A 23,046-nucleotide genomic window follows, 5' to 3' on the forward strand; every position below is an offset into this window, starting at 1 on the left:
TAAGATACTGATTATTAATGGAAATATATGGAGGATGTGACGCGCATTGTGCAATTGACTCTGAGCGGGGGACCGCTTAGCAACACATCAGATTTCGCGTGAGGAACCGTCTGTTGATTGACGATGACCAAAAGCAGCGCATGGCGCAGCTGGAGGCAAAACTGGCCGCTGCCAAACAGGCGCATGAAGAGCCAGAGCCCCGTGCGGATGAACACTATTCCATGGCCAATCAGGCCTGGCGGATGGTGACGGAATTGGTGGCCGGTCTCGTGATCGGCCTCGGCATCGGATACGGGTTGGACGTTCTGTTTGGAACCATGCCCCTCTTCATGGTGCTGTTTATAATGTTGGGTCTGGCCGCCGGGGTGAAGGTAATGCTCCGCAGCGCACGCGAGATCCAGGACAAGCAAATGGCCGAGGCGGAGAAACACGCCGACGCTGATAAAGACGTATGAATGTCGGGCGCCAGTCCGGCGACAGGAGAAGCGGAACGATGGGCAAACTGTTCTTTTACGTAGCTTTGGCTCTGGTGCTCGTATCGGGTGTGTTGTTTGCACCTGAAACCGCGGGCCTGGCCATCCACCCGATGGATCAGTTCACCGTGACGCCGCTGTTTGGCGGCGACCACATCGCGTGGTACACGCCGACCAACGTGACCCTGTGGATGTTCTTCGCCGTGGTTGCAGTCTTCGCACTGCTGGTGTTCGGCTCTGCCAACCGTGGCATCGTGCCGTCGCGCGCTCAATCGGTTGCTGAACTGGCTTACGGCTTCATCTACAAGATGGTCGAAGATGTCGCCGGCAAGGACGCGGTGAAGTTCTTCCCCTACATCATCACATTGTTCATGTTCATCGTGACCGCCAACTTCCTTGGCCTGATCCCGATGTCCTTTACCACAACGTCGCATTTCGCCGTCACCGGCCTGCTGGCGGTTGTGGTCTTCGTAGCGATCACCATCACCGGCTTCGTGCTGCATGGTGTCAAGTTTCTCGGCCTGTTCTGGGTCAGCTCCGCTCCGCTGGCGCTGCGTCCGGTCCTCGCCCTGATCGAAGTGATTTCCTACTTCGTGCGCCCCGTCAGCCTCTGCATTCGTCTTGCAGGCAACGTGATGGCGGGACACGCGGTTCTGAAGGTGTTCGCAGGATTTGCCGGCGCGTTGGGCGCGGCCTCCTTCCTGCCGATCTTTGCCATCACCGCGTTCTACGCACTCGAGGTTCTCGTGGCCTTCATCCAGGCCTACGTGTTCACCATTCTGACCTGTGTCTATCTGAAAGACGCGCTGCACCCGTCCCACTAAGGGGCCGCGTGCTGGTCTGAACTACTACCGCAACTTCCAATCGTAAGGAGATACTATCATGGAAGGCGATCTCGCATACATCGGCGCTGGCCTGGCTGGCATGGGTACTGGCATTGCAGCTCTGGGTGTTGGCAACGTTGCAGCCAACTTCCTGGCAGGCGCACTGCGCAACCCCTCCGCAGCTGCTTCGCAGACTGCTACTCTCTTCATCGGCATCGCATTTGCAGAAGCTCTGGGCATCTTCTCGTTCCTGGTCGCTCTGCTGCTGATGTTCGCCGTCTAAGACTCCGGAACACTTTTTCCTTACGGCCGGGCGGAGTGCCAACCGCGCCCCGCCCGGTGTAACGGCAAGTTCCATAGGAGGACGACATGGCAACTACTACGCATGACGCAGGTCATGGAGCTGCCGACGCGGCGCACGGGTCTTCCGGCATGCCGCAGCTGGACTTCTCGACCTACGGAAACCAGATCTTCTGGCTTCTGGTCACGCTTGTCGTGATCTATCTGATCCTGTCGCGCGTCGCGCTGCCTCGCATTGCAGGCATCCTGAACGAACGTCAGGGCACCATCACCAACGACCTCGCCGCGGCTGAAGATCTCAAAGCCAAGGCAGTTGAGGCCGAAAACGCTTATAACAAGGCTCTGGCTGACGCCCGCTCCGAGGCACAGCGCATCGTCGCTGAAACTCGTGCGGAAATTCAGGTCGGAGTCGACGAGGCGATCGCCAAGGCCGACGCGGAAATTGCTGCCAAGGCAGAAGAATCCGAGAAGGCCATTGCCGAGATCCGCGCAACTGCGTTGGATAACGTCAAGATCGTTGCGTCCGACACCGCCTCTGCGCTGGTTGCAGCACTGGGTGGCAAGGACGATACCGACACAATCGCGGCTGCAGTCGCCAAACGGACGGAGGGCTAAGATCATGCGCGCAACTCTCGCACTCGCTCTGACCCTCGCGTCCGCGTCCCCCGCGTTTGCGGCGGGTGGCGGCTGGAATCTCGGCAACACCGATTTTGTTGTCGTACTCGCCTTCCTGCTGTTCATTGGCATTCTGCTCGCTGCCAATGTGCCGTCCTTGATTGGCAAGCAGCTCGACGGACGTGCGGACAGCATCAAGTCGGAACTGGAAGAAGCCCGCGCCCTGCGTGAAGAGGCCCAGACCCTTCTGGCGTCCTACGAACGCAAGCAGCAGGATGTACAGGCTCAGGCTGACCGCATCGTGTCCAACGCCCGTGACGAAGCCGCAGCAGCGGCCGAGCAGGCGAAAGCGGATCTTGCCGCTTCCATCGCGAACCGCATGGCCGCTGCCGAAGAGCAGATCGTGTCTGCCCAGGCCTCCGCGGTGAAGGAAGTGCGTGATCGCGCCATCACCATTGCTGTCGAGGTTGCCGATCAGGTGATCGCAAAGCAGATGACGGCGGCGGAAGCCAACAAGCTGATCGACGCAGCCATTCAGGACGTGAACGCAAAGCTGCACTAAGCAGGTCTTGTGTTACATCCGATAAGAGCCCCGGTGGAAACGCCGGGGCTTTTTGCATTCGCGAATTTACGGGTTTTGTGAAGTTTTTATGATCGACGGCTTTGCGACATGACTCTGACGTCCCGCCGTGCCACATGGTTTTTCAAGTCATGCTGCATTCAGGGCACAAATGTTCGACTCGCTTCCAAAGCCTCAGCACGATGTGCATCAGACCGCGGGAGAGGGTCCTGCAGGTGATCCCGGACCGGCGCTGATGTCGCTGCAGGGATTTTCAGCCTCAATCAACGGTCAGCTTTTGTTGCGGGATCTTAGTTTTGATCTCCACCAGGGCGAGGTCTTGGGTCTGATTGGTCGGGCGGGCGCCGGAAAGACAGCCCTGTTGCGCGCCATGTGTCGTCTGCTGGATGAGCATCGCGGCCTTGGGAACACTGGCCACATCCTGCTGGATGGTGCTGATATCTATCATAACGCTTGCGATCTGCCGACGCTGCGCCGGCAGCTGGCGTTCATTTCGCAGCAGGCCAACCCCTTCCCAATGTCGATCTGGGACAACATCGCCTATGGTGTGCGTCTGAACCGGATCGCCAGCACGCCTTCGCAGGTCGCCGAAGTGGTGGAAACCGTGCTGCGCCGCTGCCTGCTGTGGGACGACGTCAAGGATGTGCTGCACAAGATGCCGGCCACCAAATTGCCCATTCAACGCCAGCGGTTGCTGTGCATTGCCCGCAGCCTCGCCATCCGACCCAAGGTATTGCTGCTGGACCGGCCCACTGGTTCGATCGACCGGATGGAGCTGGCTCTGCTGAACCGTCTGATCGCCGATCTGAAGCAGGATCACACCGTGGTTCTGGTCACCGCATCCCTCACCGAGACCGCGCATGTTGCGGATCGGGTGGCCTATCTCGAAGAAGGGCGACTGGTTGAAATCGACAGTGCGGAGATGATCTTTACTGCCGCACTCAATCAAAGAACCCGAGATTTCATCAACAGCACCGCCATGTGACGTGCCGCATCAGCGGTTGCGTTCATGCTCCAGCCGCTGGGCCGCGATTTCGGCGTTGCGCTCAGCCCGAATCTGTTCGTCCAGAGCCTGTTTCACATAGTCCAGATGTGCCTCCACCGCCGCCCTTGCGTCAGCAGCATTGCGCGACTGCAACGCGGTGTTGATGGCGCGGTGTTGCTCCAGTAGAGCCTCGTAGGTGGTGTGTGCGCCAAACATGATGCGCCGGTTGTAGAACACCCCCTTGCGCAGCATGTCGAACATCGACCGCATCATGTGCAAGAGGACCACGTTGTGGCTGGCCTCCAGAATCGCCGAATGGAACTGCGCGTCCAGCTCTGCCGCCGCCTCCGAGATGCTGGGATCCCCGGCCTGCTCCATCCTGTCGAAAATTTCCTGAATCACGGCAAGGTCGGCATCAGAGCCGAATTTCGCGGCCCGTTCGGCGGCCATGCCCTCCAGATCGCGACGGAAGGAGAGATAGTCGAACACCGCCTCGTCGTCGCTGGCAAAGAGCTGGATCAGCGCCGGCGAGAAGGCCGAGCCCAGAACATCGGCCACGAACACCCCGGACCCTGCCCGGCTTGCCAGCAAACCCCGGTCCTGCAACTCTGCCAGCGCGTCGCGCAGCGAGGGACGCGAGACACCCAGCCGTTCGGCCAGCTCGCGTTCGGGCGGGAGCCGCTCTCCCGGTCGCAGTATGCCCCGCAAGATCAGCTTCTCAATCTGGCGCACCACGGCGGCAGAGAGCTTTTCCGGCTGAACTTTCTGGAACGGCATGAGTGGCCTCGGAAAATGTCGATTGGTCAAATCATATGACCACCAACCGCCCCGGGCTGCAAGATCACGATGGGTGAAATAATAGGTCAGGACTATTGACTTGGTTTTCGTCTTTCTATCGATTGCGGGCATGATCGAGAATGAAAGTGATTCAAATGACCCTCCCAGCGCAATTTGCGAAACGTATTGGCCGCATGAAGGCTTCGGAAATTCGCGAGCTGTTGAAGCTGCTGGATCAGCCGGGGATGTTGTCCTTTGCCGGTGGCATCCCCGATCCGGCACTTTTTCCCGCTGAGGCCTTTGCCGAGGCCTTCCAGTCCGCCCTCACTCCCGAGCATCAGGCGCAGGCGCTGCAATACTCGATCTCCGAAGGTTACCTGCCGCTACGCCAGTGGATCGCGGCACATATGGCAGAGATGGGAGTGACCTGCGCGCCAGAGAACGTGCTGATCACCTCTGGCTCACAGCAGGCGCTGGACTATCTGGGAAAGCTGTTCCTCAACCCCGGCGACACTGCGCTGGTGGGCTGGCCGACATACCTTGGCGCGCTGGCGGCCTTCAACGCCTATGAGCCGCGCTATGACTGCCTGCGCCCGGGCGATAACCAGCCGCCCGAAGCCTATGCGGCCGCAGCAGAGGTCGCCGGGGGGCGGGTCAAGTTCGCCTATATGAGCCCCGATTTCGCCAATCCCACCGGCGTCACCATGACCCGGGCGGAACGGGTGGCGGCCTTGCAGATGGCGGAGGCACTGGGCGCCGCCGTGATCGAGGATGGCGCCTATCAGGCCCTGCGCTTTGATGGTGAGTCGGTGCCGCCGATGCTGGCGCTGGAGCAGGAGCAGAAGGGTGGCGATCTCGATGCCTGCCGCACGATCTACTGCGGTACCTTCTCCAAGACCCTGTCGCCGGGGCTGCGCGTCGGCTGGGTGGTGGCGGCGACGCCGGTGATCCAGCAGCTGGTGCTGATGAAGCAGGCCGCCGACCTGCATTCCGCCACCATCAACCAGATCGCCACCCATCAGGTGGCCGCGCGGCTTTTTGACGACCACGTTGCGTCCCTGCGCGCGGTCTACATGCGCCGCCGCGACGCCATGCTCGCCGCGCTGGAGGCGCATATGCCTGAAGGTGTCACCTGGGCTCGGCCCGAGGGCGGCATGTTCATCTGGCTGACCCTGCCTGAGGGGATCAGCAGCGCCACGCTTCTGGAGCGCGCTTTGGCGCAGGAGCAGCTGGCCTTTGTCCCCGGTCAGGCCTTCTATGCCGACGGCTCCGGCGCCAACACGCTGCGGCTGAGCTTCTCCAACAGCAATGAAACTGTGATCGCCGAGGGCATGGCGCGTCTGGGGCGGGTGCTCAACTCCGCGCTGTAAACGGCGGTTATCCACAAGATATGGTGGGGGTGCAGGGCGAAAAGTGCCGATTTTGCGTCATGCGCCGTTGACACTTGGCCCGCAAGACTGATGTGATTTCCGGCAACGGAATCACCAGAAAGGGCGATCTTGCGCTTTTCCAAACTCAGGCTGACTGGCTTCAAGAGCTTTGTTGACCCCACCGACCTGATCATCGCCGATGGTCTGACCGGCGTCGTGGGGCCAAACGGCTGTGGCAAGTCGAACCTGCTGGAGGCGCTGCGCTGGGTGATGGGCGAGACCCGGGCCAAGGCGATGCGCGGCGGCGGCATGGAAGATGTGATCTTCGCCGGCACCGCCAGCCGCTCGGCCCGCAATTTTGCCGAGGTGAGCCTGCAGATCGACAACTCCGAGCGGCTGGCGCCGTCGGGGTTCAACGAGGCCGATCAGCTTGACATCGTGCGCCGGATCACCCGCGACGTGGGCTCCGCCTACAAGGCCAACACTCGCGATGTGCGCGCCAAGGACGTGCAGATGCTCTTTGCCGATGCCTCGACCGGCGCGCATTCACCGGCGCTGGTGCGGCAGGGGCAGATCTCCGAACTGATCAACGCTAAGCCCAAGGCCCGCCGCCGGGTGCTGGAAGAGGCGGCGGGGATCTCCGGCCTCTATCAGCGGCGCCACGAGGCGGAGCTGAAGCTGAAGAACACCGAACAGAACCTGCTGCGCGTCGATGACGTGATCGAACAGCTCGCCAGCCAGTTGGGGCAGCTGGGGCGGCAGGCGAAACAGGCGCAGCGCTACCGCGAGATTGGAGAGAAGCTGCGGCTGGCCGAGGGCATGCTGCTCTACCGGCGCTGGCGCGAAGCGGATGACGCCCGCCTCGCCGCTGAGGAGGAACTGCGCACCCGCGTGAGCCAGGCGGCCAAGGCAGAGGCATTGGCCCGCGTGGCGAGCGAGAAACGGGCCGAGGCCGAAGAAGGCCTGCCGCCCCTGCGCGAGGAAGACGCGATCGCTGCGGCCGTGTTGCAGCGGCTGGTGGTGCAGCGTGATGCGCTCTCGGATCAGGAGGCGCAGGCGCGTCAGAACATCGAACGTCTGAACAGCCGCATCCAGCAGCTGGGCAATGACATTGAACGCGAGTCCGGCCTGAACAAGGACGCGGGCGAGACCATTGAACGGCTTGAATGGGAAAAGCGCGAGCTGGCCAAGGCCGGCGAAGGCCAGGACGACCGGATGTCCGAAGCGGCGGATGTGGCAGAGGAATCGGCGTCGATCCTGCACACCGGCGAGGAACATCTGTCGCAGGTGACTGAGGATGTCGCCCGTCTCGCTGCCCGTCACCAGTCTGCCCAACGGCTGGTTGAGGATTGCCGCCGGGCGCTGGACCGGGCCGAGGGCGAGGGCGCCAAATCCCGCGCCGCCATGGAAGAGGCCCGCGAGGCGCTGGGGACATCCGAAGAAACCTATGAGGCCGCAGTCGAGGCCGAGGAAGAGGCCCGCGAGGGGGCTGAAATGGCCGAGGAGGCCCTGGCCGAGGCGGATGAGCTGCGCACAGAAACCCAGGCGCATGAGACCGAGGCGCGCGCCAAACGCTCCGAGGCCGAGGGCGAGCTTGGCGCGCTGCGGGCCGAGGTGACGGCGCTGGCCAAGCTGGTCGAACGAGACACCGCCGAGGGTGGGCAGGTGATGGATGACCTGCGGGTGACCCCGGGCTACGAGAAGGCCTTGGGCGCGGCGCTCTCCGATGATCTGCGCGCGCCGCTTGCGGATGGCGACGGGCCCACGGGCTGGCTCACCCTGCCGTCCTATGACCGTGATGCCCCGCTGCCCGACGGGGTTGAGCCGCTGGGCAAATATGTCGACGGCCCCGATGCGCTCTGGCGCCGGATCGCGCAGATCGGCGTGGTGGACCCGGACGAGGCCCTGCGCCTGCAACCGCAGCTGCAACCGGGGCAGCGGCTGGTGACATTGGAGGGCGACCTGTGGCGCTGGGACGGCTTCCGCGCCTGGGCCGAGGATGCGCCCTCTGCCGCCGCCATGCGGCTGGAACAGATGAACCGGCTGGAAGCGCTGAAACAGGATCTGGCCCATGCGACCGCCCGAACCGAGGGCGCGCAGGCGGCGCATGAGGCGCTGGTGCGCAAGCTGGAAGAGGTCACCCGCGCCGATCAGGCCGCCCGTCAGGCCCGCCGCGCCGCCGACCAGCGTGTCGCCGATGCCGCCCGTGCCCTGAGCCGCGCCGAGGCGGAGCGCAACCTCGCTGAAGGCAAGCTGGAAAACTTCGGTATCGCCGTTGCCCGCCATGACGAGGACGCGCTGACCGCATCCCTGCAGCTGAAAGAGGCCGAAACCGGACAAAGCGCGCTGGGGGATCTGGGCGAGGCCCGCGCCAAGGTCGAGGAGATCAAGCACGGCGTTGAGGCTGCGCGGATCACCATGTTGACCCATCGCTCCGCGCTGGACGAGCTGCGCCGCGAGGGCGAGGCCCGCACCAAACGGGCCCAGACCGTGACCAAGGAAATCTCCGGCTGGCGCCATCGTCTGGAGTCGGCCGGCAAGCGGATCGCTGAACTGGAAGAGCGCCGCGAGGCCAGTCAGGAAGAGCTGGAGGACGCGATGGCGGTGCCCGGCGAGATTGCCGAGACCCGCGAGGAGCTGAACGAACAGATCACCGAGGCCGAGACCCGCAAGGCCGAGGCCACCGATGCGCTGGTCGCCGCCGAAGGCGTGCTGCGCGAGGCGGTGCACAATGAGCGCGAATGCGAACGGCTGGCCTCCGAGGCTCGCGAGGCCCGCGCCCGCTCCGAGGCCCGCACCGAGGCCGCCCGTGAGACTGTCGAGGCCGCCGCCGAGCGCATCGACGAGGTGATGCAGATGGAGCCCGGCGACCTACTGCAGCAGCTTGAGGTCGCGCCCGAGGATATGCCCAACGCCGAGGATCTGGAGGTCGAGGTCGCCCGCCACAAACGCCAGCGGGACGCGCTGGGGGCGGTCAACCTGCGTGCCGAGGAAGACGCCCGCGAGGTGCAGGAAGAGCATGACACGTTGGTGGCCGAAAAGCTGGACTTGGAAGAGGCGGTAAAGACCCTGCGCGCGGGCATCGCCAGCCTCAACCGCGAGGGGCGCGAACGGCTGCTGACCGCCTTCGAGCAGGTCAACAGCTCCTTTGCGATGCTTTTCACGCATCTCTTTGGCGGCGGCGAAGCCAACCTGCTGATGGTCGAAAGCGACGACCCGCTGGATGCGGGGCTGGAGATCATGTGCCAGCCTCCGGGCAAGAAGCTGTCGACCCTGTCGCTGCTGTCCGGCGGTGAGCAGACGCTGACGGCGATGGCGCTGATCTTTGCGGTCTTCCTGTCAAACCCGGCGCCGATTTGCGTTCTGGACGAGGTCGACGCGCCGCTGGATGACGCCAATGTCACCCGCTTCTGCGACCTGCTGGACGAGATGTGTCGGCAGACCGACACGCGGTTTCTGATCATCACCCACCACGCGGTGACCATGGCGCGGATGGATCGTTTGTTCGGCGTCACCATGCAGGAGAAGGGCGTTAGCCAGCTGGTCTCCGTCGATCTGAAAAAGGCCGAAGCTCTGGTCGCCTGACTGTGAGCGGCGCTGACACGCAGTCGTGACTGCGCTGTCATCAAAAGCGCCGCTAGGGTAGCGTTATGCGCTGTCTCATCCCCTTGCTGCTTTGCCTTGCCACGCCGCTCTCTGCTGCCGAATGGGCGTTGCGCCCCGGAGATCAGCCCTTTGACGCCGACGACCTTGCGGCACTGCCGGGGCAGGTGTTCCGCTACTACGATGATGGCGAAAGCCGGTTCTGGGCCAATGGCGCCTACGCCTATACCTACTCGGCGCAGAATGGCGGCGGTACTGCGTGGGGCAGCTACAGGGTCGCCGAGGACGGCAGCGTCTGCGTGACCTTCACCAATGGCAACAAACGCTGCGACCTATATGTGCGTGATGGCAATCGCACCCTGCTGATTACCGAAGAGGGCGCGCGTTTCCCGATGCGGCCCTGAGCGACCTCAAAGCGCGTTGAGCAGATCTGGCGTTGGCCAGGCATCGGCAGGCAGGCCGAGGCGCATTTGCTCTTGCTGGACGGCCAGGCGTGTATTTGCACCAAGGATACCATCTACGCTGCCGACATCATGCCCTCGGTCTTGCAGCCGCCGCTGCAGTTCCTTCATCTGCCCGTCGCTCAACCCGGTGTCGGGGTTGCCCGCGTTGTAGACCTCTGCGCCCTGAAGCCGGGTGGCGAAATAGGCGGCGGTCAGCACATAGGTAAAGCTCTGGTTCCATTCGAAATAGATGTCGAAATTGGGGTAGGCGAGGAAGGCAGGTCCCTTGTGTCCCTGCGGCAGGATCAACGAGGCCTCGACGTCCTTCATTGCGAAGTCAAAGGACCGTGGCGTGACCCCCATGGCCTCCCACTCTGCCACGGATTTCTTGTAGGCCGGGCCGGAGGCAGAGACATCCATGCCCGCCGGAATGGTGACTTCCTGCAGCCAGGGCTCGTTTGCACGCCAGCCGAGGTGCGACAGCATCCGCGCCGCTGACATCAGCGCATCGGCGGCAGAGGTTTTCAGCGTCACATGGCCATCGCCATCCGCATCCACCCCGTGTTCGAGGATATCGCCGGGCAACATCTGCACCATGCCGATCTCTCCGGCCCAGGCGCCGGTAGTGCGGGCCGGGTCGAAATCCCCCTTGCGGTAGAGCTCCAGAGCCGAGAAGATCTGCGGCCGGAACAACTCCGGGCGGCGGCAGTCATGGGCCAGCGTCACCAGCGCGTTGCGGGTGTTGAAATCGCCCTGGACCGCGCCGTAGTCGGTCTCAAACGCCCAGAAGGCCAGCAGCACGCCGCGGTTGATGCCATAGGTGGTCTCGATCCGCTCAAAAATCTTGTCGAATTCCTCGCCCTTGCGGCTGCCCCGATCCAATCGGCTCTGCGAGATGAGCCGTCGCGAAAACTCGATGAAGGGTTTCTGGAACACGCCTTGCGAGCGGTCGGCGCGCAGCACTTTGGAGTCTTTAGCGACACCGCTGAAGAAGCCGTTCACCGTTTTGATCGAATAGCCCGCGGAAACGGCCTCGTCCTTCAGCCCACGTACGAAGTTCTGGAAACCTCCGCCACATTGCGCAGAGGCCAGGGTCGGGGTGGCTAACAGGGCGATCAGGGCGGTGCGGTGCAGGACCGCTTTGGGGCTGGGCAGCACGCGCATGGCCATATGTCCTTTGGTCGGATGGGTTCGCGCTAACGATATCTAGAAGAGCAGACCCAATGCAACCACCAGAACCAGTGTCAGACCCCATGATTTCCACAGAATTTGACAGCAACGCGTGATGGCATGGGCATCGGCGCTCTTTGAACCGCTGTCATTCACCCAAGCAAAGTCGCGCATCTCGCCATCGTAGGAGCGCGGACCCGCCAGCGCCACGCCAAGCGCGCGGGCCATGGCGGCCTCTGGCCAGCCCGCGTTGGGGGAGCGGTGTTTGCGCGCATCGGTGCTGATCTCGCCCCAGTCGCCGGTGCGCCGGGTGACCACGGCCAGCAGGAGCGCACTCAACCGGGCGGGGATGATGTTCAGCACATCATCAAACCGCGCCGCGGCCCAGCCGAATTCCTCGTAGGCTTCGGTGCGATAGCCGATCATGCTGTCGGCGGTGTTTATCAGCTTGTAGATCAGCAGCCCCGGTAGTCCGGCGACAAGGAACCAGAACACCGGCGCGATCACCCCGTCAGAGAAATTCTCCGCCCCGCTCTCGATGGCGGAGCGCGCCACCTGCGGGCCGGTCATGCTGTCGGTGTCGCGGCTGACGATCATCGCCACCGCTGCGCGCCCCTCGGGCAGGCCTTGACGCAACCCGGTGGCCACGGCGCTGACGTGGTCGATCAGCGAGCGTTGCGCGATCAGGATGGCGGCGATCAGCACGCTGACCAGGCTGCCGAGCCAGGACAGCGTCCAGCCGAGGACCAGCCCGGTGAGCACCAGCACGGCAACCGCCACCACGCCCCTGCCACGTTTGCCGTCGCCCTCATTCAATCCGTCGTCCAGCGCCTGTACCAGCCGTCCCATCAGCACCGCCGGATGCGGCAGCCGTGACCAGAGCCATTTCGGTTCTCCCAAGGCGGCATCGAGGATCAGGGCGGGGATCAGCAGCGCGGCGGTGCTCATGTCAGCGCGGTCTCCAGTTGGCCCCATCGGTCGGCGGGCGGCAGACCGAGGCGCAGGAAGCGGGTGGAATAGGGGAAGATGCGGCTCCAGATATGGGCGCGGCCAAGGCGCTCCTGCCAGGCAGCCGCGTCCTCCACGTCATAGAGCCGGAACAGATCGGTGCCGCCGACGGTCTGCGCCCCGGCCTGTTGCATCAGCTGGTCAAGGCGCGAGGCGGCATCGGCCAGCTCCAGCCGCGTGGTGGCCGCCCAGTCTGGGTTGTTCAATGCCTGTGTTCCGGTCCGCAGCGCCGGGCCGGAGACCGCCCACGGCCCCATGGCGGCACGCAGCCCCGCGATCAGTTCCGGGTCCCCAATGGCGAACCCCAGCCGCAGCCCGGCCAGCCCCCAGAACTTGCCAAAGCTCTTCAGGATCACCGTGCCGGGCGTGGCGGCCTGGGCGATTAAGCTCTGATCGGGGCAGATATCGCAAAAGCTCTCATCGATCACGCAGAAGGGCGCTGTCAACTCCTCCGCCAGCCAGAGACGTCCATCGGGATTGTTGGGATGCACCACAACCTGCCCCTCTGCCGGACCCGCGTCGAGGACCTGCCAGCCACATTGGTCAAAGGCGGCCGCGTGTTCGTTATAAGTCGGGGTGGTGATCTGCACGGTGCGGGAAGGACGCAGCACAGGGAGGCGGGCGATCAGGGCCGACGCGCCGGGGGCGGCAAGGATATCCGCGCCCTCCGGCACCTGCCAGAAACCGCGGGCCGCCTCGATCAGTGCCTGTTGCGCGTTGCTGTCGGGCAGGGCGGTCCAGTCTTCTGCCAGCATGGGCGGCAGCGGGTAGGGGGCCGGGTTTATTCCGGTCGACAGGTCGATCCAGTCCTCACGCGCGCCGCCAAAGCGCGCGATGGCTGCGGCGAGGTTGCCGCCATGATCGCGCGCCGGGGGCAGGGCGGTCGTCAGGGCGGTCGCCGGTGCGCCTTGAGGGACGCTTGAGATACTATCTACCATGGCGGATCGGCCTTTGTGCATAGGGTCTTTGGACGATATGCCCCCGCCCTTCCCATAAAGCAAGCGCGGCGGAACCCCGCCGCGCCCTGGGCCTCTGCGGTTCGGTTGCGCGCCTATCCGCGCCCGTGCGGTGCATCCCAGTCCAGTACCGGGTTGATCGGCAGGATGCGGTTCGGATTGATGGTGTCATGGCTGTAGTGATAGTGGCGCACGATATGCGGCATCACCACCGTCTCTGCCACGCCCGGCATCTGATACAGTTCACGGGTGTAGGCCCAGAGGTTAGGGTAGTCGATGATCCGACGCCGGTTGCATTTGAAATGCAGATGGTAGACCGGGTCAAAGCGCACCAGCGTGGTGAACAGGCGCCAGTCGGCCTCGGTCAGATTGTCGCCCATCAGGTAACGATGCTGGCTCAGGATGTCCTCCAGCCAGTCGAGACTGTCGAACAGCGGCATCACGGCGGCGTCATAGGCCTCCTGCGAGGTGGCAAAGCCGGATTTGTACACGCCGTTGTTCACCGTGTCATAAACTCGGGCGTTCACCGCCTCGATCGGCTCGCGCAGCGCCTCGGGCCAGAGGTCAAGCGTATTTCCCGTGATCTCGTCGAAGGCGGAGTTGAGCATGCGGATGATCTCTGCGCTCTCGTTCGACACGATTGTGTTGTTCTGCTTGTCCCAGAGCACCGGCACCGTGACGCGGCCAGAGTAGGCGGGGTCTGCCTTGGTATAGACCTGATGCATGTAGTCGAAGCCGAACAGATCATCGCCGGTGGCGCCGTCCATGCCTGTCTTGAACTCCCAGCCCTTGTCCAGCATGTCCGGATGCACGACTGAAATGCTGATGTGGTCCTCCAGCCCTTTCAGTTTGCGAAAGATCAGGGTGCGATGCGCCCAAGGGCAGGCGTAGGACACATAGAGGTGATAGCGACCGCTTTCTGCCTTGAACCCTGTCTGGCCATCGGGACCCGGGCCGCCATCGGCGGTGAGCCAGTTGCGGAACTGGGATTCGGAACGTTTGAAAGCGCCCCCATGCGATTTTGTGTCATACCAGACGTCTTGCCATTTGCCGTCAACCAGCAGTCCCATGGTAGGCCCTTCCTTTTTTCGGTTGCGACTGAGGATAGGGCCAGAGCAGTGGCGCGACCACCTGTGCGACTGCGCAGCGCCTCTGCATCCGCGCACAGGCCTCATGCAGAGAACCTGTTCAGGCAGCGAGGCATTGGAACGTAGAAAGGCGCGCGGCCAACCGATCACACTTCGAAATTGCAGCCGAGGGGCGCGCCGCCTTCACTTGATTTTAGCCAATTCCAAGCCAAACTAAGGGTCGGTCCTCTAATGCCGGAGGTAAAGGCCATGACCACCTACGTTCCCCAGTCCGTTCAGGACGCGCTGGACAAGGCGCGCCTGCAGGGCATGAAGAAAAAGAATCGCCTGCGCGTGCATGCGGGCGAGGAGATCTATCCGGTGCTTCGCCAGTGGACTGACGGGTTCTCGGTCGAGGCGGAGGTGGTGCCGCAGTTGCGCGGCCTTGTGGATCTCTACGATGGCACACGTCATCTGTCGCAATGTCTGATCGTGGCCTCCGAGGCCGAAGCAGGCGAAATGCGCTATGAGTTCAAGCGCGCGACCGCCGCAGCAGACAGTGCACCGCTGGATTTCTATCGCGCGCCGGATGCGCCAGTCGGTTTGTTGGGACATGATCATCTGGGCGAGGGCTGAGCCAGCGCCCTTGGAGTAATGTTTCCGGGCTGTGCGCATTGGCGTGTGCGCACCAGCCGGCGCTGCGTGATGTTGCGAGATTTGCAGACGGCGGAGCTCCCGCCCATAAGCGCCATATCCTGTTCAGGACATGACCCTGACGGTTGGGCCAAGCGCCGCGCGCGCCCGGAACGGGCGCGCGCGGCGCGGGTCGCTTCGGGCTTTGCCCGAAGCGAAACATCTCCGATAGCTCTGAAAAAAGCCAATGAGCCAATCCAGGCAATCGGTCAGGGCTTGATATCCACCGTGCTCCCAACAGCGACAAGCTCCGATAGCCGCCGCAGCTGAGCATTGCCGCCGGCACTGCTGTTCGCATCGAATCGCGAGCAGGCTCACCAATTCCAGTAGAGCCTTCGGCTTCCCGTGGATGAACATCTCGCCATGCGGATCGCGTCTCGCGGTGGCGGTGTGCGCCTGATCCCTTGCCTGCAAGTTATCGTGGCTGCGCAAGAGGGGAGAGGCGCTGCCGGGATTGCGCTGGTCGAACCTGGAGCGCCCCTCCGGCGTCTTGCCGGCGCCCTCCGCAAACGCGGCGCCTTTGGGGGCAGATCCACGCGTCCTCTAGATCCGCAACACGACCTTGCCCTCGGCACATCCTATCACCGCAGCCGCCCTACCGGATGTGTTGACCATCTGATGTTCCACCGCCGCCACTGGAGATGGCGGCGGTGCGGGCCCCAGCCGCGGCTCTTAGAAACAGGCGCGGCACACGACCAGCGTGCCCTGCGTCTCCTCGATCCAAGCCAAGGCCCGCACGAAATGCGTCACTGCAGGTCAGAGAACGCCCTGGCCAAGCGCGCACAGGCCTCTTCCACCCGCGCCCGCTGGGTGCCGAGGTTGAACCGCAGGAAGGTCTCGCCGCCAGTGCCGAAAGTGGTGCCATGGTTTGCCACGATCATGGCATCCTGCTCCACACGGCGGGTGAACTCCGCCCGCTCCATGCCGGTGTCGCTAAAGTCGACCCACGCCAGGTAGGTGGACTGCAGTGCCATGGATTTCAGCCCCGGAATGGCATTCACAGCCTCGTCAAACAGCGCCTTGTTGCCCTCGATATAGGGCACCAGCGCGTCCACATAGGCCGCCCCTTCGGAAGAATAGGCGGCGATGGTGGCGGTTTCGCCGGCCGTGTTGCCCTGCAGATAGATCGCCAGCATGCGACGGCGGAAACGCTCGCGCAGCGCCTCGTCCGGGATGATCACCTGACCCGTGTGCAGCCCGGCTATGTTGAAGGTTTTCGACGGCGCTGTCAGCATGATCAGCCGGTCGATAACCTCCGGTACGGCAACCGGCATCGGTAGGTGCTTGTGCCCACTGAACACCAGATCATGGTGGATCTCGTCAGAGATCAGCATCAGGTCGTGGCGCTTGCAGAAATCGGCGACCCCCTGCAGTTCGTCCTGGCTCCAGACCCGGCCACCGGGATTATGCGGCGAGCAGAGGATGACCATTTTTTCCTTGCCGGTCATCTGCGCGTCATAGGCGGCAAAATCCATGCTATAGGCGCCGTTCTCCTGCACCATCTGGCATTCCACCACCTCGCGCCCCGCCAGGCGGATCACCTTTGCAAAGGCGTGGTAGACCGGGGTGAACAACACGATGCCGTCGCCCGGATCGGTAAAGGTGTCCAGGCACATGCCGACGCCGTTGACCAGGCCCGTGGTGGTGAAGATCGCATCCGCATCGACGCGCCAGCCGTGGCGGTTCTCCATCCACCACTGGATCGCGCCCTTGTACTCGGACTCGCGATTCTCGTAGCCATAGATGCCGTGATCGGCCATCTCGAGCATCTTTGCCGAGACCACCTCCGGTACGGCGAAATCCGTGTCAGCGACCCACATCGCCAGCCCTTCTTCGGGGGATACTCCGTAGAGTGGCTCCATCATGTCCCATTTGACGCAATTCGTGCCGCGGCGATCAATGATCTTGTCGAAATCCATGAAATTCTGTCTCCGTCGTGTTCGGGGCAGACGCTAGGGGATTGCGCCTGCGGTGCAAAGCCCCGCCAATGTGCTGGTACAAACACAGCGCGGTCGCTTGCCGATCACGGCCACCGCGAAGAGACATTGCGGGTTTGCAGCGATTGGCCTAAAGGCATTGGCCATGAAACGTTCGATCCTGATACACCCCGACCCGCGTCTGAAGAAGACCGCCGCAGAAGTGCCGGACCTGTCCGATGATTTGCGCGCGCTGGCCGACGACATGCTGGAAACCATGTATGCAGCGCCCGGCATCGGCCTGGCGGCGCCGCAGATCGGCATTCTGGATCGCCTGATCGTGCTTGATTGCGTGAAGGAAGAGGAGGGCGCCGCGCGCCCCCTCGTCATGTTCAACCCGCGCGTCATCGCCGCCTCGGACGAGGAGAACGTCTACGAGGAAGGCTGCCTGTCGATCCCCGAGCAATATGCCGAGGTGACCCGCCCCAAGGTGGTGGATGTGGAATGGCTCGACCGTGACGGAAACCTGCAAAGCGAGACCTTCGACGGGCTCTGGGCCACTTGCGTGCAGCATGAGATTGACCATCTCGAGGGCAAGCTGTTCATCGACTATCTCAAGCCGCTGAAACGCCAGATGATCACCCGCAAGATGCAGAAGCTGAAGCGCGAAATCGCGCGTGGCAATACATGAGCCTGCTGCCGATCGTTCTGTGGCCCGACCCGCGTCTTTCGACGATCTGCAGGCCGGTGGACGCGGACGAGGATGTGACCACTCTGATCGCCGACATGCTGGAGACGATGTATGACGCGCCGGGCCGGGGCCTGGCGGCGCCGCAGGTTGGCGTGCTCAAGCGCCTCTTCGTGATGGATGTGGATTGGAAGGACGGGGCGCGGAACCCGGTCGTGATGATGAACCCGCAGATCCTTTGGCGCGCGGAAGAGACGGCTGTGGGCGAAGAGGGCTGTTTGTCGATACCTGGGGTCTCCACCGAAGTATCGCGCCCGACCCGTGTGCATGTGCGTTGGCTGGATGCTGAACGCCAGCCTTGCGAACAGGAATTTGACGGGTTCGCCGCCCGCTGCATCCAGCATGAATACGACCATCTCGATGGGCGTGTGACCTTCGATCACCTGTCGCCTCAGGCCCGCGCGGCGGCAGACGCACAGTACCAGCCTGATGAGGACACGCGCTCATGACCATCCGTACCTGCCTGCCTTGGCCCGACAAACGCCTGCGCACCGCCGCCGACGCGGTGCCGGAGATCACCGAAGAGATCCGCGCGATTTGGGACGACATGATCGACACGATGGAGGCGATGCCGGGTGTGGGTCTGGCTGCCCCACAGATCGGCGTGATGCTGCGGCTGGCGGTGGTCGACGGCTCCACGCAGCGGGGCCGCGTGGTACGGCTGGCCAATCCGGATATCCTGCATTCCTCGATCGAGCTGCGCGAACATGAGGAAGCCAGCCCCAACCTCCCCGGCGTGGCGGCCAAGATACAGCGCCCACGTGCGGTCACCGTGCGTTTCCTCAACGAGGACGGCGTGGTGGACCGGCGCGATTTTGTCGGAATCGAGGCCACATCCGTGCAGCATCAGATCGACCATCTGAACGGCAAGATGTACTTTGACCATCTCTCCCGGATGAAGCGCGACATGCTGATCAAGAAGGCGCGCAAACTGGCGCGCTGACCTGTTGGCTTTCAGCTTTTTGTAAATATCTCCGCCGGAGGCCCTAGCCTGACCCGTCAGGGGCAGGTGCATGCTGTCGCGCATATGCGCGTCCGCTCTGGCCCTGTGCCGTGTCCTGCGTTAAGCCTGTGCTCAACACCAATGCACAGCAGGAAGGGCAGCGCGATGCGGGTTATCTTCATGGGAACACCGGAGTTTTCGGTCCCGGTGCTGGACGCGCTGGTGGCCGCAGGTCACGAGATCGCCGCGGTCTATTGCCAGCCACCCCGTCCCGCCGGGCGCGGCAAGAAGGACCGCCCCACTCCGGTACACGCAAGGGCCGAGGCGCTGGGGCTTGATGTGCGCCACCCAGTCTCGCTCAAAAACGCCGAAGAACAGGTCGCCTTTGCAGCGCTCAAGGCTGACGTCGCCGTTGTGGTCGCCTATGGGCTGATCCTGCCGCAGGCCATCCTCGATGCGCCTGAACGGGGCTGCCTCAACATTCACGCCAGCCTGCTGCCGCGGTGGCGTGGCGCGGCACCTATTCACCGCGCGATCATGGCGGGCGATGCAGAAACAGGTATCTGCATCATGCAGATGGAGGCTGGCTTGGATACCGGCCCTGTCCTGATGCGCGAGGAGACCCTGATCGGGGCCGAGGAAGTCACTTCCGAACTCCATGATCGCCTGTCCGAAATCGGCGCTGGGCTTATCGTGGAGGCTCTCATGGCCTTGCCGGATCTGACGCCGGAGCCACAGCCCGCGGAGGGCGTCACCTACGCCAGCAAGATCGACAAGGCCGAGGCCCAGATCGACTGGCGCGCCCCTGCGGAAGAGATCGACCGCAAGATCCGCGGTCTCTCGCCGTTTCCCGGCGCATGGTGCGACATCGATGGCCAGCGGGTAAAGGTGCTCGCCTCGCGTCTGGCCGCGGGATCCGGCGCGTCCGGCACCGTTCTGGACCAGGCATTGACCATCGCCTGTGGCAGTGGCGCAGTGGAGCTCCTGCGCCTGCAACGCTCCGGCAAGGGCGCGCAGGACCGCGAGACCTTCTTACGCGGGTTTCCGATTGCGACCGGTTCTGAGCTGTCCGTGCCGGAGGCGACGACATGATGTTGGCGCTGTTTGGCACCGTGGTGATCGCGGGTATTGTCGGCTACCTGTCCGAACGCAGCGGCTTCACCCACAACGGGGTGGTGCAATCGATCATCATCTGCATCGGCGGCGCCTTCCTGTTCTTCTTCCTGCGGCTGATGTTCGGTATCGGTTTCAACGCGCCGGGCTGGAACGCCATCCTGTCCTCGATCGGCGCGCTCATCATCGTGCCGTTCCACTGGCGGCGCTAGGCCTTTTGACGGGGCAGAAAGAGAGACAAGAATGTCGGTTGTGTTCCTGATCATCATCGGTGCGGCGGCGGGGTTGATCGCCACGCGGATCATGCGGATCGAAGCGGATCTCCTCACCACTATCGCCATCGGCGTTGCCGGGGCGTTGATCGGGGGTCTGGTGCTGCGCGCGCTTCTTGCGGTGATGGGCATGCTGGCCGGCTTGGTCGGCGCAATCCTCGGCGCGGTGGTGCTGATCCTGCTGTGGCAGAAGATCCAGAATAAGTAGTAAGCGGGGCAAGGCCCAAGTGTGGCAGGTGTTTCGCTTCGGGCAGAGCCCGAAGCGACCCGCGCGGTGGCGCGCCCTTTGGGCGCGCCACCGCGCTCGGCCCAACATTGTGGGCGTCCCACAGGGGCGCAAAGCTCGGGCGGGAGAGTTCCCTGACGTTTTGTTCAGCTTCGAGGCGGGCGCGGACGGTAGACGGGCAGATGCCAGCCAAAGGCCAGGGAGCCGGCACGGGTCACCCAAGTGACCCCGGCGCAGCCCAGCAGGGCCGGTCCCGCCGGCAGGCCAAACCAGACCATAACCACCGCGGTGATCGCTCCGGCCATGGCGCAGGAAATATAGAGCTCGCCCTGCGTCAGCACCAAGGGCACTTCGTTGCAGACCACATCGCGCATCAACCCGCCAAGGCTGCCGGTCGCCATGCCCATCAACACCACGATCACCGGCCCGTGCCCCAGTTCCATCGCCGCCCCGGCGCCTGCAGGCACCGCGATCGCCAGCGCAAATGTGTCGAGCCAGACCACCCAGCGCAGGCGGCTTTCCACCAGATGCGCGGTGAAGAACACCAGCACCGCCACCCCGGTGGCCAGCAGGATCGGCATCGGATCACCCATCCAGAACACCGGGTTACGGTCCAGCAGCACGTCACGCACGGTGCCGCCGCCCACCGCCGTGAGGCAGGCGATGAAGGCAAAGCCGACGATGTCCAGCTGCGCCCGGCTTGCCACCATGGCGCCGGATGCGGCAAAAACGATGGCCGCGGCGTAATCCAGCAATGTCAGGATGGTCATGCCGCAGCCTCCCTACCGCGCGTGACAAAGGCGACGAGCGTTTCAGCCGCCTTTCTTGAACGGTGCCATGCCAGCGCGGGCCAGCTCGTCGGCGCGTTCGTTCTCTGGGTGGCCCGCGTGGCCCTTGACCCATTCCCAGGTCACGTCATGGCGGGCCTGCGCCGCGTCCAGACGCTGCCACAGCTCGACATTCTTCACCGGCTTCTTGGCAGCAGTCTTCCAACCGTTCCTTTTCCAGCCGAAGATCCAGCCGGTGACACCGTTCTTCACATAGGCGGAGTCGGTGACCACGGTGATCTTCGACGGCCGCGCCAGGCTTTCTAGCGCATGGATCGCGGCCAGCAGCTCCATCCGGTTGTTGGTGGTGTCTTTCTCGCCGCCCTGCAATTCGCGTTCCTTGACGATGGTCGCACCATCCATGGCACGCAACAGGGCGCCCCAGCCGCCGGGGCCGGGATTTCCGGAGCAGGCTCCGTCGGTATAGGCATATAAATCAGGCATGCGCGGTCACTACGACAAAGGTCTCCGCAGCGCCAGCCAATCCTTTGCCATTTCCGCGTCGCGTGCTCAGTACGGTGTAGCCCGCAGTGCCCAGAAGGTCGGTCAGCTCCTCCTCGCTGTAGTAGGAATAGAACCGGCCCAGCGTGTCGCGGCCTTCGCCTTCGCCGAGTTTCATGCCAAGGCTCAGCTGCCCCCCGGGCACCAGCGCCCGGTGCAGGCGCAGCAGATGGCCGGGGAAATCGTTGCGTGGCGCGTGCAGCAAGCTGAAGAAGGCCCAGATGCCGTCAAACATCGCGTCGATTTCGATATCTTCGAATTCCGCGACGCGGACCTCGACGCCAAAGGTCTCCTTTGCATAGGCCGCCATCTCGGGTGAGGCGTCTACGGCGGTAACCCGGTAGCCGTCGTCGCGAAACCGCGCCGCCCAATGGCCGGGCCCGCAGCCCAGATCCAGCACCGTGCCGCCCTCGGGCAGGCCTGCCACAAAGGCCGCATAGTCGGGCTCGTGAAACGTGTCCTTCGCGCGGGCAAAGCCCTTGCCGTAGTCTTCCGCCGCTTGGGCATAGACGGCCATGGTTTCTTCATCGCTCACAAGAACACCCCGACAGACAACGAGAGGACAACGATGCCGGTCAACAGCACCCGCAGGCGCATCCACCAGCTGGGTGTCAGCCGCCAGAGGCTGAACATCATGTCCAGCAGCAACAGGCCGAGAAAGCCCCAGATCAGGTTCATGCCAGCGCTGACCGGCCCGCCGCCGGTCATGAAAAACGCCCAGAGCGCCGGGATCACCGACAGGGCGTAACAGGCCGCCGATTGCAGCCGCCCCGAGGCGCGGGTGGCATAGCCCCAGAGCACCCCGGACATGAAGCTGAGGATCACCGAACCGTAGAACAACTGCACATAGGGGCCGACAAACCGCGATCCCAGAGCGCCGATCCCCCAGCTCTGCAGGGCCGGCACCAGCACCGTTAGCGCGCCCCAGACAAAGGGGATCACCCCGGCAAGGCCGAGGAGCAGCGGGGCGGTCGGAATGCCACGCAACATCAGGCGCGCTCCATCGCCAGCCGCAAGGCAAGCGCGGCAAAGATCGCCGCGAAGCTGCGGTTGAGCCATGTGACCACCCGTTCAGAGCCGAGGATCAACTGGCGCGCCTGCGCCGCAAACAGCCCGTATAGGACAAAAACCGCAAAGGTCAGCGCCATGAACACCGCGCCCAGCAACACCATTTCCTGCGTTGCACTGGCGGCAGATCCGGACAGGAACGGCGGCATCAGTGCGAGGAAGAAGATTGATAGCTTCGGGTTCAGGATATTGATCAGCGCCCCGCGCTTGGCGATGGTCAGGCCGGGCTGCGGATCAGGCTTTGCGGCTGAAACCGACAGCGCGCCATCGGACTTTAGCATCTGCCACGCGAGGTAAAGCAGGTAGACCACACCGGCTATCTTCACGCCCTGAAACAGCAGCGCCGAGGAGTGCAGCACTGCCGCCAACCCCAGCGTGGCGGCGGCGAGATGCGGCAGTATGCCGAGGGTGCAGCCAAGCGCGGCCCAGATCGCCGCGCGCCGTCCGCGTCCAAGGCCAAGCGCCAGCGTGTAGATGACACCTGTGCCTGGCGCGAGGACGACAACAAAGGCGGTGAGAAGAAACTGCAGGGAAATCAATGGATCGGTTCCTTGTGACAGGCCTGAAC

Annotated in this window: 27 protein-coding genes; 16 read left to right on the forward strand and 11 right to left on the reverse strand. The window is 63.6% G+C overall.

The window, feature by feature from the left end:
- Positions 1-113 precede the first annotated feature (113 nt).
- From R1T40_RS18805 to R1T40_RS18830, 6 genes are all read left to right on the forward strand, one after another.
- The gene (locus R1T40_RS18805) at positions 114-455 is read left to right on the forward strand and encodes an AtpZ/AtpI family protein (protein WP_106164232.1); all 342 of its coding nucleotides are present in this window, start codon (positions 114-116) and stop codon (positions 453-455) included.
- Positions 456-493: 38 nt separating this feature from the next.
- The gene (locus R1T40_RS18810) at positions 494-1,297 is read left to right on the forward strand and encodes a F0F1 ATP synthase subunit A (RefSeq protein ID WP_106164233.1); all 804 of its coding nucleotides are present in this window, start codon (positions 494-496) and stop codon (positions 1,295-1,297) included.
- Between the two features lie 58 nt (positions 1,298-1,355).
- Positions 1,356-1,580 (forward strand): F0F1 ATP synthase subunit C, encoded by a 225-nt coding sequence (locus tag R1T40_RS18815; RefSeq protein WP_005636439.1) that lies wholly within the window; start codon positions 1,356-1,358, stop codon positions 1,578-1,580.
- 86 nt (positions 1,581-1,666) lie between these two features.
- Positions 1,667-2,212, forward strand: a complete 546-nt coding sequence (locus R1T40_RS18820; protein ID WP_317385227.1) for a F0F1 ATP synthase subunit B' — start codon at positions 1,667-1,669, stop codon at positions 2,210-2,212.
- A 4-nt stretch (positions 2,213-2,216) separates the two neighbouring features.
- Positions 2,217-2,774: a F0F1 ATP synthase subunit B gene (locus tag R1T40_RS18825; RefSeq protein ID WP_106164235.1), complete on the forward strand. Its 558-nt coding sequence runs from the start codon at positions 2,217-2,219 to the stop codon at positions 2,772-2,774.
- Positions 2,775-2,943: 169 nt separating this feature from the next.
- Positions 2,944-3,777 carry a phosphate ABC transporter ATP-binding protein gene (locus R1T40_RS18830; protein ID WP_317385228.1) on the forward strand — a complete coding sequence of 278 codons (834 nt, stop codon included), beginning with the start codon at positions 2,944-2,946 and terminating at the stop codon, positions 3,775-3,777.
- Positions 3,778-3,786: 9 nt separating this feature from the next.
- On the opposite strand, the gene R1T40_RS18835 is transcribed toward R1T40_RS18830, so the two are convergent.
- Positions 3,787-4,554: a FadR/GntR family transcriptional regulator gene (locus tag R1T40_RS18835; protein WP_106164237.1), complete on the reverse strand. Its 768-nt coding sequence runs from the start codon at positions 4,552-4,554 to the stop codon at positions 3,787-3,789.
- Between the two features lie 155 nt (positions 4,555-4,709).
- Here R1T40_RS18835 and R1T40_RS18840 point away from each other — a divergent pair, with 155 nt between their 5' ends.
- The 3 genes from R1T40_RS18840 (at position 4,710) to R1T40_RS18850 (ending at position 9,931) form a co-directional block, all read left to right on the forward strand.
- The gene (locus R1T40_RS18840) at positions 4,710-5,924 is read left to right on the forward strand and encodes an aminotransferase-like domain-containing protein (protein ID WP_317385229.1); all 1,215 of its coding nucleotides are present in this window, start codon (positions 4,710-4,712) and stop codon (positions 5,922-5,924) included.
- A 129-nt stretch (positions 5,925-6,053) separates the two neighbouring features.
- Positions 6,054-9,509 carry a chromosome segregation SMC family protein gene (locus tag R1T40_RS18845; RefSeq protein ID WP_317385230.1) on the forward strand — a complete coding sequence of 1,152 codons (3,456 nt, stop codon included), beginning with the start codon at positions 6,054-6,056 and terminating at the stop codon, positions 9,507-9,509.
- A 65-nt stretch (positions 9,510-9,574) separates the two neighbouring features.
- The gene (locus R1T40_RS18850) at positions 9,575-9,931 is read left to right on the forward strand and encodes a hypothetical protein (protein ID WP_317385231.1); all 357 of its coding nucleotides are present in this window, start codon (positions 9,575-9,577) and stop codon (positions 9,929-9,931) included.
- 6 nt (positions 9,932-9,937) lie between these two features.
- Here R1T40_RS18850 and R1T40_RS18855 read toward each other — a convergent pair whose 3' ends face one another.
- The 4 genes from R1T40_RS18855 to R1T40_RS18870 all read right to left on the reverse strand — a co-directional run bounded on the left by R1T40_RS18855 (position 9,938) and on the right by R1T40_RS18870 (position 14,174).
- A complete protein-coding gene (locus tag R1T40_RS18855) occupies positions 9,938-11,134 on the reverse strand; it encodes a lytic murein transglycosylase (RefSeq protein ID WP_317385232.1) in 1,197 nt (398 codons plus the stop codon).
- A 42-nt stretch (positions 11,135-11,176) separates the two neighbouring features.
- Complete coding sequence (cbiB, locus tag R1T40_RS18860; RefSeq protein WP_317385233.1) at positions 11,177-12,088, reverse strand: adenosylcobinamide-phosphate synthase CbiB; 912 nt, start codon at positions 12,086-12,088, stop codon at positions 11,177-11,179.
- Positions 12,085-13,086 (reverse strand): threonine-phosphate decarboxylase, encoded by a 1,002-nt coding sequence (locus R1T40_RS18865; protein WP_317385234.1) that lies wholly within the window; start codon positions 13,084-13,086, stop codon positions 12,085-12,087. Before R1T40_RS18865 ends, cbiB begins: the two co-directional genes overlap by 4 nt.
- Positions 13,087-13,199: 113 nt before the next feature.
- On the reverse strand, positions 13,200-14,174 hold the full coding sequence (locus tag R1T40_RS18870; RefSeq protein WP_317385235.1) for a glutathione S-transferase family protein: 975 nt from the start codon (positions 14,172-14,174) through the stop codon (positions 13,200-13,202).
- Between the two features lie 267 nt (positions 14,175-14,441).
- On the opposite strand from R1T40_RS18870, the gene R1T40_RS18875 reads away from it, so the two are divergent.
- Complete coding sequence (locus R1T40_RS18875; protein ID WP_106164243.1) at positions 14,442-14,807, forward strand: hypothetical protein; 366 nt, start codon at positions 14,442-14,444, stop codon at positions 14,805-14,807.
- A gap of 803 nt (positions 14,808-15,610) precedes the next feature.
- Here R1T40_RS18875 and R1T40_RS18880 read toward each other — a convergent pair.
- Positions 15,611-16,783: a MalY/PatB family protein gene (locus R1T40_RS18880; protein ID WP_317385236.1), complete on the reverse strand. Its 1,173-nt coding sequence runs from the start codon at positions 16,781-16,783 to the stop codon at positions 15,611-15,613.
- Between the two features lie 163 nt (positions 16,784-16,946).
- On the opposite strand from R1T40_RS18880, the gene def (R1T40_RS18885) reads away from it, so the two are divergent.
- The 6 genes from def (R1T40_RS18885) (at position 16,947) to R1T40_RS18910 (ending at position 20,064) form a co-directional block, all read left to right on the forward strand.
- Positions 16,947-17,471, forward strand: coding sequence for a peptide deformylase (gene def / locus R1T40_RS18885; RefSeq protein WP_317385237.1), 525 nt, complete (start codon positions 16,947-16,949; stop codon positions 17,469-17,471).
- On the forward strand, positions 17,468-17,977 hold the full coding sequence (def, locus tag R1T40_RS18890) for a peptide deformylase (RefSeq protein WP_317385238.1): 510 nt from the start codon (positions 17,468-17,470) through the stop codon (positions 17,975-17,977). The genes def (R1T40_RS18885) and def (R1T40_RS18890) overlap by 4 nt, the downstream gene beginning before the upstream one ends.
- Entirely contained in the window at positions 17,974-18,471 is a 498-nt protein-coding gene (def, locus tag R1T40_RS18895) for a peptide deformylase (RefSeq protein WP_317385239.1), read from the forward strand. Before def (R1T40_RS18890) ends, def (R1T40_RS18895) begins: the two co-directional genes overlap by 4 nt.
- 165 nt (positions 18,472-18,636) lie before the next feature.
- The gene (gene fmt / locus R1T40_RS18900; RefSeq protein ID WP_317385240.1) at positions 18,637-19,563 is read left to right on the forward strand and encodes a methionyl-tRNA formyltransferase; all 927 of its coding nucleotides are present in this window, start codon (positions 18,637-18,639) and stop codon (positions 19,561-19,563) included.
- The gene (locus tag R1T40_RS18905) at positions 19,560-19,796 is read left to right on the forward strand and encodes a hypothetical protein (RefSeq protein WP_317385241.1); all 237 of its coding nucleotides are present in this window, start codon (positions 19,560-19,562) and stop codon (positions 19,794-19,796) included. Before fmt ends, R1T40_RS18905 begins: the two co-directional genes overlap by 4 nt.
- A gap of 31 nt (positions 19,797-19,827) precedes the next feature.
- Positions 19,828-20,064, forward strand: a complete 237-nt coding sequence (locus R1T40_RS18910; protein WP_106164249.1) for a GlsB/YeaQ/YmgE family stress response membrane protein — start codon at positions 19,828-19,830, stop codon at positions 20,062-20,064.
- Between the two features lie 164 nt (positions 20,065-20,228).
- On the opposite strand, the gene R1T40_RS18915 is transcribed toward R1T40_RS18910, so the two are convergent.
- Genes R1T40_RS18915 through R1T40_RS18935 form a run of 5 tightly spaced genes read right to left on the reverse strand, consistent with a single transcriptional unit; the run spans position 20,229 to position 23,017 of the window.
- Positions 20,229-20,852 (reverse strand): trimeric intracellular cation channel family protein, encoded by a 624-nt coding sequence (locus tag R1T40_RS18915; RefSeq protein WP_317385242.1) that lies wholly within the window; start codon positions 20,850-20,852, stop codon positions 20,229-20,231.
- A gap of 42 nt (positions 20,853-20,894) precedes the next feature.
- Complete coding sequence (gene rnhA / locus R1T40_RS18920) at positions 20,895-21,353, reverse strand: ribonuclease HI (RefSeq protein ID WP_106164251.1); 459 nt, start codon at positions 21,351-21,353, stop codon at positions 20,895-20,897.
- Positions 21,346-21,945: a class I SAM-dependent methyltransferase gene (locus R1T40_RS18925; RefSeq protein ID WP_317385243.1), complete on the reverse strand. Its 600-nt coding sequence runs from the start codon at positions 21,943-21,945 to the stop codon at positions 21,346-21,348. The genes rnhA and R1T40_RS18925 overlap by 8 nt, the downstream gene beginning before the upstream one ends.
- Positions 21,942-22,400, reverse strand: coding sequence for a DUF3429 domain-containing protein (locus R1T40_RS18930; protein WP_317385244.1), 459 nt, complete (start codon positions 22,398-22,400; stop codon positions 21,942-21,944). The genes R1T40_RS18925 and R1T40_RS18930 overlap by 4 nt, the downstream gene beginning before the upstream one ends.
- Positions 22,400-23,017, reverse strand: a complete 618-nt coding sequence (locus R1T40_RS18935) for a LysE family translocator (RefSeq protein WP_317385245.1) — start codon at positions 23,015-23,017, stop codon at positions 22,400-22,402. Before R1T40_RS18935 ends, R1T40_RS18930 begins: the two co-directional genes overlap by 1 nt.
- Positions 23,018-23,046: the final 29 nt, after the last annotated feature.

The sequence above is a fragment of the Tritonibacter scottomollicae genome (assembly GCF_032924845.1).
Lineage (GTDB): Bacteria > Pseudomonadota > Alphaproteobacteria > Rhodobacterales > Rhodobacteraceae > Epibacterium > Epibacterium scottomollicae.